Annotated in this window: 8 protein-coding genes; 6 read left to right on the top strand and 2 right to left on the bottom strand. The window is 36.2% G+C overall.

Going from position 1 to position 13726, the window contains the following annotated elements; genetic code table 11:
* The first annotated feature begins 1309 nt into the window (after positions 1-1309).
* From CZ225_RS02310 to CZ225_RS02295, 4 genes are read left to right on the top strand one after another with little or no spacing between them, the layout of a single operon-like run.
* Complete coding sequence (locus tag CZ225_RS02310; protein ID WP_077152830.1) at positions 1310-2716, top strand: IPT/TIG domain-containing protein; 1407 nt, start codon at positions 1310-1312, stop codon at positions 2714-2716.
* Between the two features lie 20 nt (positions 2717-2736).
* Positions 2737-5835: a SusC/RagA family TonB-linked outer membrane protein gene (locus CZ225_RS02305; RefSeq protein ID WP_077152829.1), complete on the top strand. Its 3099-nt coding sequence runs from the start codon at positions 2737-2739 to the stop codon at positions 5833-5835.
* A gap of 19 nt (positions 5836-5854) precedes the next feature.
* Complete coding sequence (locus CZ225_RS02300) at positions 5855-7909, top strand: RagB/SusD family nutrient uptake outer membrane protein (protein WP_077152828.1); 2055 nt, start codon at positions 5855-5857, stop codon at positions 7907-7909.
* 28 nt (positions 7910-7937) lie between these two features.
* On the top strand, positions 7938-8948 hold the full coding sequence (locus CZ225_RS02295) for a DUF4973 domain-containing protein (protein ID WP_077155654.1): 1011 nt from the start codon (positions 7938-7940) through the stop codon (positions 8946-8948).
* A gap of 149 nt (positions 8949-9097) precedes the next feature.
* On the opposite strand, the gene CZ225_RS02290 is transcribed toward CZ225_RS02295, so the two are convergent.
* Positions 9098-9955 (bottom strand): SGNH/GDSL hydrolase family protein, encoded by an 858-nt coding sequence (locus CZ225_RS02290; RefSeq protein WP_077155653.1) that lies wholly within the window; start codon positions 9953-9955, stop codon positions 9098-9100.
* Positions 9956-9998: 43 nt separating this feature from the next.
* Positions 9999-10700, bottom strand: a complete 702-nt coding sequence (locus CZ225_RS02285) for an SIR2 family NAD-dependent protein deacylase (protein WP_077152827.1) — start codon at positions 10698-10700, stop codon at positions 9999-10001.
* Between the two features lie 328 nt (positions 10701-11028).
* Between CZ225_RS02285 and CZ225_RS02280 the strand changes: the two genes are divergently transcribed.
* Both CZ225_RS02280 and CZ225_RS02275 read left to right on the top strand, forming a co-directional pair.
* Positions 11029-12969 (top strand): CotH kinase family protein, encoded by a 1941-nt coding sequence (locus tag CZ225_RS02280; protein WP_077152826.1) that lies wholly within the window; start codon positions 11029-11031, stop codon positions 12967-12969.
* Between the two features lie 168 nt (positions 12970-13137).
* On the top strand, positions 13138-13722 hold the full coding sequence (locus CZ225_RS02275) for a BamJ family beta-barrel-assembly machinery protein (protein WP_077152825.1): 585 nt from the start codon (positions 13138-13140) through the stop codon (positions 13720-13722).
* Positions 13723-13726 lie beyond the last annotated feature (4 nt).

The following is a 13726-nucleotide window of genomic DNA, read 5'->3' as shown; positions in this document are numbered from 1 at the left end:
CTTAGTACAAAGGAAGCAAAGAAAAATCTAATTGAATAGAATAAACAAATCAAAAGATACAATATTTCAATCATTTTAGCGTTATAGAAGTTATTTATTCGATTTTTCATTAATTAGAAACATATATTTCGGTATAAAAACACTTTTTTGTGTTTTATAATATTATTCAAAACGAAACTTTAAATAACTACACGATATAAGTATAAATATTATAATCATAGTTTTATCATCTCATAAAACACAAAAGATAATTATATACGAATACTACATAAATATAATGTATCTATCACTAATTCTTGGTTATTTATATTAAGATAAAGATAATCATATTCATAAGAGAGAAAATAAGATAATAGATAAGGCATTTCTTACATGTTGTATTTATCCCTTTCATTGAGTTTCGATTTATCATAGAACTAAAATATTGCCTGCATTTTTCTTAGCCTAAACATCTATATTAATAAATTCTTCATAATAATTGAGATGTTTCCATTCATTAGCATATCCTTTTCATTAAAACATATTAGCAAGGATTCGATAGGATTAACAATATTATCCATTTTCAAATATGTTCAGCAAATCTTACTTATATGTAAATAAGACTTAATTAAAAGTCAATATCAATTATAAAAATAAACTTTAAATATTCTACTATCTTATTATTCCATCATAAATAAGTATCACTAGATTTTTTACATGAGAAATTATTCTCATACAAATTTCCATTAATAAATCATTGCCGCTTATTATAAAAAACTGATTCTAAACTGACTTTGCATAAAAAGTCATCGCTATAGCAATTAGGAGTAGGAAGAACACTTCAGTATAAACTAATAGATTTATCCACTTTTAAATTACCCAACATACTTAATAGTAATTTTGCTAGTATTATTTACGAAATAATACTAGAGTATTCTATACACTCTATTTTTTCAAATTTATAAAAAGCAATCTTCTAATATTTCTATAATAAAACAATGGTAAACCTCAAAGTTATCACCTCCATGGAAATAAATTCCACTTATTCAACATTCTATATTATAAAACTAGCCTCTTTTACCTATCCAGCCAAGAAATACATAATTCGCATTATGTTACTTATATAAAATATGTTATACAAACGATATCTCAATATACTAGAAATAAATTAATAATAGACGAGAAATATATCACTACCATAATTGGCAATAAATCTAAAATAGCATTTGGGAAAAGATACATTGCATTAATTCAGCTAACAAATAAAAAATCTTTATCCTTAATGCAAATTACATAATATATTACATTAACCTTTTTAATTGTTTAATTTATGAATAAACACTTATTTTACATGCTAGCTTTATGTAGCATATTATTAGTGGGTTGTAAGGATGAAAATGACTCTAGCGAGTTTGATCCATCTCAACCTGTAGTTTTTACAGATTTTACCCCCAAAGAAGGACCGGTACGTACTCGAATGTACATTACGGGTAGTAATTTTGGGAAAGACCTTTCAAAAATACACATAAACATAGGTGGACAGGAAGCTATGACCATTGGTTCGGATGGTAGAAAGCTCTATTGTATGGTTCCAAAACGTGCTTATGACGGTAATGTGAGCGTTCGAATTGATGGTAAAAACGGTGAGACTGTTGCAGATTATACATTTGAAGAACCATTCAACTATGAGGCTAGAACAGTAGTGGGCACCCTACTTCGCAAAGTAGATGAGGATGGTAACTCCGCTTTTCAAGATGGCTCTTTCGACGGTGAAGGATCGTGTCCTTCAAATGACTGGATGGTTTTTGATCCTAAGCCATCGGAAAATGGTGATCAAATACTGTTCTCAAGTAACTATTATGATGGTTTTCGTGAATTGAATCTCACTCAACGCTATGTAAAACGTCTCTTTCCAAGAACGCAGTATGCAAAAATGGTATCTTTTACTTTCACAGCTGATGGTGATACGTTATTGTTCCCTGATGATAATGGACATGGAGCTGATAATACAGCCCCTAACATATATTATGCATTACGAAGTGAGCAGTTCCGTAAGATTCGTGCTTATAACTATGGATATTGTAGTTATGGTTGCATATCAATGAGAGATGGTTCAGTATTTTATTCATCTTGGAATGATGGAGCGATTTACAAGATGCAACGTGCCAATGACATACTACCCAATATAGATGTTAAGCCAATAAAATGTTTCACATTGACAGCTATCGGTGGTGGTTCAGCACACACAAGATTACTACTACATCCATCAGAAAAATATATGTATGTATTTGCACCACAAAGAGGAGCAATTATGAGATCTGACTACAACGAAGAAACAAAATTATTTGATACACCAAGAGTAATAGCCGGTTCTCTCAGTTCAAAAGGATGCACAGAAGGAGTTGGTAACGTAGCTAGATTTGAAGAACCATGGGCTGGAATATTCGTAAAAAATAGAGAGTATGAAGTAGCCGGTAAGAAAGAGCTTTACGATTTCTATTTCAGTGATGATGTAAATCATTGTATCTGGAAATTGACTCCAGAAGGTGTAGCCACCATGGTAGCAGGACGAAGTAACTATAATGCAGATAAAAAATATACGGGTTATGTAGATGGAGCTCCACTTACGGAAGCACGCTTCAACCGACCGACTTCCTTGGCTTACGATGCAGAACAGGAAATCTTCTATATTGGTGATATCAACAACAAAGGAATTCGTTACTTAACTACAGAATAATACTATATAAACACATACTTATGAAGAATTATATTTTACTGTTTTTGTTGATGGTAGGATGGATGAATATGTCCTATGCCCAAGATCAGCAACAGATGATAGAAGTGACAGGTACGGTCACAGAAGAAAACAAAGAGCCATTGATCGGTGTAAATATTGTTGTAAAAAACGTGCCGAGCTTAGGTGTGATGACAGACGTAAATGGGCATTTTAAGATAAAGGTCCCTGCCTATTCTTATTTGGTGTTCTCTTACATTGGTTTTGATAAGCAAGAGATACTTGTAAAAGACAATAAGGCACTTTCTGTTATGATGAAAGAAACTTCATCGACCGTATTAGACCAAGTAACAGTAACAGGTACCGGTATTCAAAAAAAGGTAACTATAACCGGAGCTGTGACTACAGTGGACGTATCTCAATTAAAAACCTCAACATCCAGTATCACAAATGCGTTGGCAGGCAATGTACCTGGTATTATGGCACGCCAAACTTCAGGACAACCAGGTGACAATATTTCCGAATTTTGGATCAGAGGTATTTCCACATTCGGTGCAGGATCAAGTGCTTTAGTATTGGTAGATGGTTTTGAACGTAGCATGGATGAATTGAACGTAGAGGATATAGAAACCTTTTCTGTTTTAAAGGATGCTTCCGCTACTGCTATATACGGTTCAAGAGGTGCCAACGGTGTTGTATTGATCACTACTAAGCGAGGAAAAGAAGGTAAAACCCGTATCAATGCAAAAGCTGAGATGACCTACAATACACGCACAAAAACCCCGGAATTTGTAGATGGACCGACTTATGCCCGTATGATGAACGAAGCATTAATGACACGTAATCAGTCGGCAGCTTATTCTGATAGTGATATAGAGCTAATCGAGAACGGACTGGATCCTGATCTTTTCCCGAATGTAGACTGGATGGGAATGATATTGAAAGATGGAGCACCTACCTACCGCGCTAATATCGACTTAACCGGTGGTGGTACAGTAGCACGTTATTTCATTTCTGCCAGCTATGTGGACGAAGGAGGTATGTACGAATCAGATCGGACCATGAAAGACTATAAGACCAACGCTAATTACCATCGTTGGAATTATCGTATGAATGTAGATATTGACTTGACGAAGACTACTTTATTGAAAGTTGGTGTAGCAGGTTCATTAGATAAACAAAATCTACCGGGAAGCCAATATGGTGAAATTTGGAAATCTTTGATGGGATATAATCCAATTGCCTCTCCTCCACAATATAGTGACGGTAGATGGGGAGCACAAGGAAGTGGTGGAAAAAGAAATCCATGGGTACTGATTACACAACAAGGATATCAGGAAAAATGGAAAAATAAAATACAGACAACTGTCAATCTGGAACAGGATCTGAAATTTATAACAAATGGATTGAAGTTCTACGGACGATTTGGCTTTGATACAAATACAGATAATAGTGATAACCATTACAGATGGCCGGAAAGCTGGTTAGCAGAAAGACAACGTACGACTGAAGGTAAACTTCAGTTTACAAGAATAGAAACTGAGCAGTTGATGTTATCAACAACGGGAGCTAGCGGTACACGATATGAGAATCTGGAAGCAGAGTTACATTATAACCGTACTTTTGGTAATCACCAGGTAGGAGCCGTAATGAAGTATTCACAAGATAAAAAAGTGGATAACAAGAATTATTATGAATTAGCGGGTTACGAAAGAATCGTTTCCGGAATTCAATATCGTCATCAGGGTCTTGCCGGACGATTTACTTACGGATGGAAATATCGTTATTTCGTTGATTTCAACTTCGGTTACAACGGTTCGGAGAACTTTGCGACTGACCATCAATTCGGCTTCTTCCCCGCATACTCTGCCGCTTGGAACATTGCAGAAGAACCAATTGTCAAGAAAAATCTCAAATGGATAAATATGTTTAAGTTACGTTATTCTTATGGTAAAGTAGGAAATGATAAATTGATGAATGGTAACACCCAGATCCGTTTCCCTTACGTAGAAAGATTTGCAACTTATGATGCAGATGGATATTATTACGGTGACATCAAAACATCTCTTTACTACTACCCAGGATTATCATATTCGAGAATTTCGTCTCCATACATCACTTGGGAGGTCGCTACAAAGCATGATATAGGTTTGGACTTTTCACTCTTCAATGACAAACTTAGCGGTACGGTTGATTACTTCCACGAACAACGCGATGGAATTTATCTAAATCGTAAGTTTTTACCACAAAGTGTCGGATTAAACCATATCCCAGCTCCGTATGCCAATGTAGGTGCTGTATTGTCTAGAGGATTTGACGGAAATATTGCTTTCCATGAGAAATTCGGGAACTTAGCCCTGACTTTGCGTGCCAACATGACCTATAGCAAGAATGAAATTAAAGAGTACGATGAGCAGTTCAGCCATTACTCCTATAATATGAATGCTGGGTTCCGTGTAAATCAAGCACGTGGATTAATCGCTGAAGGATTATTCAAAGATTATGATGAAATTCGCAATAGTCCCAGACAAGATTTTGGTGAGGTAGCTCCCGGTGACATAAAATATAAAGATGTAAATGGAGATGGAGTTGTTAATAATAATGACGTAGTACCTATTGGTGCTACTACCAAACCAAACATGATTTATGGATTCGGATTTTCTGCGGCATGGAAAGGATTAGATTTCAATGTACTTTTCCAAGGAGCCGGGAAATCATCTTTCTTTATCAATGGATTTACGGTTTATCCATTCCAAGAAAACAGTTGGGGAAATATCCTAAACGATGTACCAGGAAACTATTGGTCATTAGGAGAGAATGAAAACCCGCATGCAACCTATCCTCGTTTAAGTTATGGCGGCAACTCCAATAATTACCGAGCTTCTACATATTGGTTGCGTGATGGTTCATATCTCCGCCTAAAGAATCTGGATATCGGTTATACAATTCCTAAACGATTAGTAAACCGTATCCGTTTGGATAACGTACGTATTTATCTCATGGGGACTAACTTATTAACATTCTCCAATTTCAAGCTTTGGGATCCTGAATTAGGAAGTTCTAACGGACAAGAATACCCATTGGCCAAATCCTATACAATAGGCTTGACGATAAACTTATAACCTATAATAAATAAAAAATATGAAAAAAGATATATATATATTGATGGGAGCGATAATAGTCGGACTTGGACTTGGCTTCACTTCTTGTTCTGATTACTTAAATGTAGATCGCTACTTTAAAGAACAACAATCAAACGATCATATATTCGAAAGTAAAGATTATACATTACAATGGCTGTCATTTTGCTACAGTCGTCTGCAGGGTGATAATATCGAAGTAGGACATAGTGACATCTGCCCAACTAATTTCTCTGATGATCAAGCATTTAATGAAGGAAATAATGGAGACCGTTACCGTAAATTCAAATTGGGTGAATACGGATATGGATATTCCTACGGAGGATATTACACCAATTCATGGCCTTGGGCATATGACGCTATCTACCAAGCATCTATCTTAATCAATAATGTAGATAAAAATAAGGATTTCACTCAAGAGGAGATCACTGACGTAAAAGGACAAGCGCGTTTTCTTCGAGCGTATTTTTACTGGCTACTGTTAAAAAAATATGGTCCAGTACCGATTATGCCAATAGAAGGTGCCGATTATACTAAATCTTATGAAGAATTAAGTTTTCCGCGTAACACTTATGATGAATGTGTAGACTTTATCACTTCTGAGATGCAGCAAGCTGCATTTGAATTATTCGAGAGACGAGATAACTTGAATATTTGTCGTCCGACCAAAGGAGCAGCTTTAGCAGTACGTGCAAAAGTCTTTCTTTATGGAGCTAGCCCATTAGCCAATGGAAATACAGAAATGGCAGACTTTACAGATAAAAGTGGACGCATCCTAATTCCACAGGAATATGACGAGTCAAAATGGGCGAAAGCTGCTGCTGCCGCAAAAGACATGATTGAATATGCAGAAAAAACAGGTTTTTATAGGATTTACACGGTAGGAGTACGAAAACAAGATAATGATAAATCATACCCTAGTACAATTACTCCACCGCCACATGAGATTTATTCCAATAAAAACTTCCCTGAAGGATGGCAAAATATAGATCCATTCGAATCTTATCGTGCTATATTCAATGGAGAATTGTATGCTGCAGAAAACCCTGAATTAATCTTCACTCGTGGTTTAAATAAAGACGGTAATAACTTGGAAACAGCACAAGGTATCGCTGATTTAGTAAGACATCAATTACCGGCTTCCTGCGGTGGATGGAACATCCATGGTGTAACACAGAAACAATGTGACGCATATGATATGGCATGGGGAGAACCATTTGACCGGGCAACTTGTCCCGATGGGTATGTTACCAATGATAACAAACAGGATCATCTTTATGACCACGTACCGAATGACGTTCACATGGAATATACCAACAGAGAACCTCGATTCTATGCATCAATAGCTTACAACGGATGTGTATGGGATTGTGCAAGTGCCGTAGAGGGAAAAGATGAACATTACAGATATATACAAAGATGGTATTATCGTGGTGCAGACGATGGTCGAATCAATGGCGGGCAGAATTGGCTAGTTACCGGCATTGGAGTAAAAAAATATGTTCACCCTACAGATTGTGCTAACCACGGAGGAAGCATCTGTGATAAGGTAGAACCTACTCTTCGTTATGCTGACATTCTTTTGATATATGCAGAAGCACTAAATAATTTAACCTCAGGACAAAGCTACGAAATCGCTTCTTGGGACGAGAGTAAGACACATACTATCAAACGAGATATCGAAGAAATGCGTCGTGGCGTTAAACCTGTCCGTATGCGTGCCGGACTCCCAGACTACGATAATACTGTTTACCAAGATCCCAAATTATTCTTTAATAAACTCGTGCACGAACGACAAATCGAATTCTTCAACGAGAATCAGCGTTTCTTTGATTTACGTCGTTGGAAGATTGCAGAAGAGCATGAAAGTGAGCAGATATATGGTTGCAACACTTTAGTTAACAGAGAGCACAGAGATGCTTTCTATACTCCAGTTAGAGTAGCCAACCTTCAAACTTCCTTCTCACGAAAACAGTATTTCTGGCCTATCACTTATGACGAATTGAAACGTAATAAGAATATGACACAGGCACCAGGATGGCAGGATTATGATTAAAAGTATTAATATAAACAATGAAGATGATATGAAGAAATTATATTTTTTAGGAATTGTGTCAGTTGTATGTATCTTCTTCGGATCATGCAACGATGAATGGAAGGAAGAACTACACAGCCAGATGATTTCGTTTAAAGCTCCAGTAGGAAGCAACGGCGTATGCGACATTTATATGCGTTACCAGCCAGATGGTACTGCGTCCTATGAGTTACCAGTCATCGTCAGCGGCACACGTGATAACGAACGGAATATCGATGTAAAAATCGGTGTAGATAACGATACACTTTATCACTTGAATACGGAGAAATTTGCAGTGGGACGTAAGGATCTTTGGTATCGGCAACTGCCTGAGAATTTTTATTCTTTCCCATCAGAGATTTGCCAAATACCTGCTGGTGAAAATGTACAAAACTACACCCTTAATTTTAATCTGAAGGGATTAGACCTAAATGAAAAATGGGTGCTTCCATTAAATGTTGAAGAGGATCCGTCTTATGTTCGCAATATTCGTAAGGGATGGTGCAAAGCTTTATTGGGTATCAACTTATATAACGACTATTCCGGTACTTATTCAACCACATTAATGAATATTTATGTCGATGGTACTACCAATGACCCGGCTATAGTAGATAATCGCGTAACCCGCGTAGTAGACAACAATTCAATCTTCTTCTATGCTGGTTCAGTATGGGAAGAAGATGAGAATCGCAGTAAATATAAGGTGATTGTGACCTTTAATGAAGGAGAACTTAATAAAGATGGAAATATGGCCGGTTCACTAACCATTAAACAAGGTGACCCTACAAGTGGAGCTAACATTGTGCCTGTCGGCGACTGTACATATGAGTTAATTGTACAAAAACATGAGACGAAACCCTATTTGGAACGTCATATCACGATTTTACGTTTAGAATATAAATATACAGACTTCACTTCCGATCCAAAGAATCCGATGATATATGATGTAAAGGGTTCCATGACAATGGAACGCCAGATCAATACGCTGATTCCAGATCAAGATCAGGCTATTCAATGGTGATGATTATATATTTAATATAGTATATAAGAAAACCATGAAGAAAGAGCTGTCTCACCCATAGGAGACAGTTCTTTTGACTTTTAATCAAATAATTCCAATCTAATTATCTATTTCAATTGACCCTAAAGGAAACAAAATCCAAAGAGTCTCTAAAACGTCACTGGCAATGAAAGTAATTGATACATCAATGTACGTGCCATACGTTTTTGACCATTAGTATTTGGATGCAAACGATCAAAATCCGGATTATTGAAATAAACAAGCTGCTCCTCATTCATCGGATTCAAACCTGTCATTGCATTAAAATCTATCACAGGAATTCCCCAAATATTACTGGCTTCTTTTATAGCTTGAACATAAGCATCAATATATTCTCCACAACTATTTTGATAACTTTCATCCGGTTGCACATTATTCTCACTAAATTCAGCTAAAGAACGATGCAAAGGAGTTAATAAAACAATCTGTTTATCAGGAAAAAGCCTCTTTAACTGACATATACCTATATTGATACGACCTTTATAAGTATCTTTATCCATATTTGGAATACGCCTTATACGCTTTACCAACTTTTTTATTTCTCCAGTAGCTGCCATTACCGATTCTTCCCGTTCAGTAAACCATTCTCCTATTGACACTCCACTATTAAAATCATTAGTACCCATGAAGACAATAATAGCATCAACTTCCGCCCCATGCTCCGTTTTTAGTTTTTCTGCCTGACGAGGTACGTCATCCCACTGCCGTCCACTAACACCATAAACAAAAGGAGTAATTCCCAACCAATCTTTCAAGAAATCCCAGTATTTTTTAATCTCCTTACCATAGCAATTAGGATCTGTGATAGAGTCACCAATGTATCCTACTCGTTTACCTTGCCATGGATGTTGAAAACAACCCACCTCATTTCCAAATAACTCTTTTTTTGAGATAGAAGATTGATTCTGTCCACATAAGCACGAGCTAAGAAATAATAAAGTACCAACTATTAATAGTTTGTTTTTCATAAGTATCTTATATTTATAGGAATAAATAACAATAATATCTTTATCATCCAACTTCCAACATGCTCTTCAGTTCAGCCACCCCCTCAGAGGCACCTTTCTGAATAATATGAATCGGTCGGGAAGTATGTGTTTCTACTGGCTTGGGATCAATCAAATAAACATCTGCCTCTCGCGGTACATAATGCAGTAAACCTGCAGCCGGATATACATTTAACGAAGTACCAATAATCACGAAAACATCTGCTTTTTCTACATAACGAATCGCTTTCTCAATCTCCGGAACAGCTTCTCCAAACCATACAATAAAAGGACGTAACTGACTACCATCATCTGCTTTATCTCCAACCTTTACTTCATATTCTTCGGGCTTCAGTTCTTTTATATAATGAGAATTATATGGATCTCTACTAGAACAAACTTTTGTTAATTCACCATGCAAATGAATGATACGGCTGCTACCCGCCCGTTCATGCAAATTATCAATATTTTGTGTTATCACTGTGACATGATATTCTTTCTCTAATTCTGCCAACAGTTCATGTCCACGATTCGGTCTCACCTCCAACAACTGCTTTCGACGTTCATTATAAAAATTGATTACTAATATTGGATCACGTTGATATCCTTCAGGAGTCGCGACCTGTTCTACAGGATAACGATCCCACAATCCGCCTGCATCCCGAAAGGTACTAATTCCGCTCTCAGCACTCATGCCAGCCCCTGTCAATATTACCAAATTCTTCATAACCTATCCTCCCTATCTTATATATAAGAATACAAAAATAAAGAGAATAGTCGATAAAAGAAAGTACAAATATATGTAATCTTGCACTTTGAGTTAATTTTCTTATTGTTACCATAGTCAATATAGCTTTTCTTTCGAAAAACAATGATAAAAGAAAATTTCCAGATAAATTTCTTGCTTGTTAGCTAAAAACTTCATATTTTTGGACTATATTTACCACTTGCGTAAACAATCAAAGTCCTGGTATTCAAGCAAGTAATCCATAATATTTTACATTATTAGCCTTATATAATCTATATTCCAAATAACTAACTTAATACATTTATTTATGAAAAAGCACAATTTATCATTCCTGCAAGGCTTCATACAGCTTTGTGTCGTTCTATCAATTTTTCTCTTCTCATGCTCTGATGACAAAAAAGATATAGGTAATATTGATGGAAACGAACCACCACCCGTTATTACCACAACAATTCTTCAACAATTTGAAGATGCGCTGGATAAGTCTTTAATGGTCAATGATATCAAAGCTACAGGAGCAACAACCACTTTTACCTTTAGTGATAAAAGCACTATAGAACTCCCAATAAAATATCATATTATTGATTTTACAGGCAAAGACATACCTGTTGTCACCAAAGGAACCACAAACACATGGATTGTAAACGGTACTAATTTAGGCATTCCAGTTAAAACTACCGGTTCCGATGACCCGCTCATTGTATGTATAGCCTATGACAATAATGCTGTTACAATATATCTAAACGATGGAGAAAGAAAAACAATCAATAGAGAAGGAGAAGAAGGTATCTATTCATTTATTATTGAGGCAGCAAAAAACAGAGAACTGGATAAAGATATTATAGCTGTCATCGAAGGTAACTCCATAAATGCTATCCTACCTGAAGGAATTTCAACAGAATCACTCGTTTTAACTTTTGGTTATCGTGGTGTTTCAGTTACAGTCAATGGTACCGCACAAGAAAGTGGTGAAACCGCTAACAATTTCGAAAACCCTCTGACTTATAGTCTAAAGAAAAAAGATGGAACCAAGATCGATTATTTAGTAAACATAAGATCAATCCGTATTCCTCAAATTTATATTGACACAGAAAACAATGCTGAAATTAAAGATAAAGAAAATTATGTAAATGCTAATATCAGAGTAGAAGATCCTAGTAAGTTATATACCGATGGAACTACAGTTGAAAGAAGTGCCAGAATACGTGGACGGGGAAATTCTACTTGGGGAATGCCGAAAAAGCCATATAGAATAAAACTGGATAAAAAAACGCAATTATTAGGCATGAGTACTGATAAAGATTGGGCTTTGCTTGCTAATTATGCAGATAAATCACTTTTAAGAAATATCACTGCATTCCATATTTCACGAATTGTTGGCATGAGATGGACCCCAAAATCTATTAGCGTTGAAGTATATCTTAATGGAAAATATCTGGGAGTCTACGCTTTGACAGAACATGTCAAAGTCTCCGAAGAACGACTCAACATCAATTTAGCCGATAAATCTGTTGATGGCGACTATCTCATGGAACTAGACTTTCACTATGATGAAGGAGCACGTTTCAAAACAGATATAAAGAAATTGCCTATGATGTTTAAAGATCCGGATGAACCGACTGACGAACAATTCAATTTTGTAAAAGACTTCTACAATAAAGCAGAATCTGTTTTATATTCCGACAAATTCACCGATCCTGAAAATGGGTACCATAAATATATAGACATAGAATCGTTTGTTAAATACTTCATCGTACAGGAACTCTCAAAGAATTGTGACGGAAATATGCGAGGAAGCTGTTATATGGCCATTCTCAACAATAATATTATAGAACAGCCTCTTGTATGGGACTTCGACATTGCATTTGGTAATGCCAATCACATTACGACAGAGCAAGGAGCATCATCAACCGGTCCGAAAGGTTGGTATATCAAAACCTGTTCACCATGGTTCGACCAATTATTTAGGGATCCGGCTTTCGTAAAAGCACTTAAAGAGAAATGGAATACAGTAAAACCTCAATTAGACCAGTTACCACAATTTGTTCAGAACCATTCCAACGAATTGGAAAGTGCTGCCGCACGTAATTTCGGGAACATAGAAGACGGCGGAGCCGGATGGGATATACATAAAGTGATGTGGCCTAACTATATAGATCGCGGAAGCTATGAGAAAGAGGTTAAATTCCTAAAAGATTTTATAGAACAACGCCTAGTCTGGTTAGACAAATATATTAACGAATTATAAGAAAGTTATCATAAAGAAAAGAATGAACTTTTGCCAATATAAGAATTTTTAAATACTAAATGCTAAATCATTCAAATAAAACGTGTACTTTTGCGGCTTATAAAATTGCAATTGATTGAATGTTAAAGTCATGAAGGACCATAGTTCAATCTCCAATAAAAACATTATATGGATAAATTTAGTTACGCTATTGGTCTCGGAATAGGCCAAAACTTATTAAGCATGGGAGCAAAAGGCATCGAGGTAGATGACTTTACACAAGCTATTAAAGACGTATTTGAAGGTAACCAGACTGCAATCAGTCATACGGAAGCCCGTGAAATAGTAAACAAATATTTTGAAGAGCTGGAAGCTAAAATGAGTGCCGCCAGTATTGAACAGGGTAAAGTCTTTCTGGAAGAAAACAAAAAAAGAGCTAATGTTGTTACCCTTCCGAGCGGATTACAATATGAAGTTATCAAGGAAGGAAATGGCAAACAGGCAAAGGCTACCGATCAGGTTAAATGCCACTACGAAGGTACGTTGATCGACGGTACATTGTTTGATAGTTCTATAAAACGTGGTGAGCCTGCTGTATTTGGAGTAAACCAAGTGATTCCAGGATGGGTAGAAGCTCTTCAGCTAATGCCAGAAGGTTCAAAATGGAAACTGTATATTCCGTCAGAGTTAGCTTACGGTGCACAAGGTGCCGGAGAAATGATTCCTCCTCACAGTACACTTGTATTTGAAGTAGAATTACTTGAAGTATTATAAATAA

It is taken from the genome of Bacteroides bouchesdurhonensis (assembly GCF_900155865.1).
Lineage (GTDB): Bacteria > Bacteroidota > Bacteroidia > Bacteroidales > Bacteroidaceae > Bacteroides > Bacteroides bouchesdurhonensis.
The sequence above is the reverse complement of the archived record's forward strand: the minus strand, read 5'-3'. Positions and strand labels throughout refer to the sequence as shown.

Bases quoted from the DNA above. Each gene is read 5' to 3' on its own strand.
- CZ225_RS02310 (WP_077152830.1), top strand. From the start codon at position 1,310: ATGAATAAACACTTATTTTACATGCTAGCTTTATGTAGCATATTATTA.
- CZ225_RS02305 (WP_077152829.1), top strand. From the start codon at position 2,737: ATGAAGAATTATATTTTACTGTTTTTGTTGATGGTAGGATGGATGAAT.
- CZ225_RS02300 (WP_077152828.1), top strand. From the start codon at position 5,855: ATGAAAAAAGATATATATATATTGATGGGAGCGATAATAGTCGGACTT.
- CZ225_RS02295 (WP_077155654.1), top strand. From the start codon at position 7,938: ATGAAGAAATTATATTTTTTAGGAATTGTGTCAGTTGTATGTATCTTC.
- CZ225_RS02290 (WP_077155653.1), bottom strand. From the start codon at position 9,955: ATGAAAAACAAACTATTAATAGTTGGTACTTTATTATTTCTTAGCTCG.
- CZ225_RS02285 (WP_077152827.1), bottom strand. From the start codon at position 10,700: ATGAAGAATTTGGTAATATTGACAGGGGCTGGCATGAGTGCTGAGAGC.
- CZ225_RS02280 (WP_077152826.1), top strand. From the start codon at position 11,029: ATGAAAAAGCACAATTTATCATTCCTGCAAGGCTTCATACAGCTTTGT.
- CZ225_RS02275 (WP_077152825.1), top strand. From the start codon at position 13,138: ATGGATAAATTTAGTTACGCTATTGGTCTCGGAATAGGCCAAAACTTA.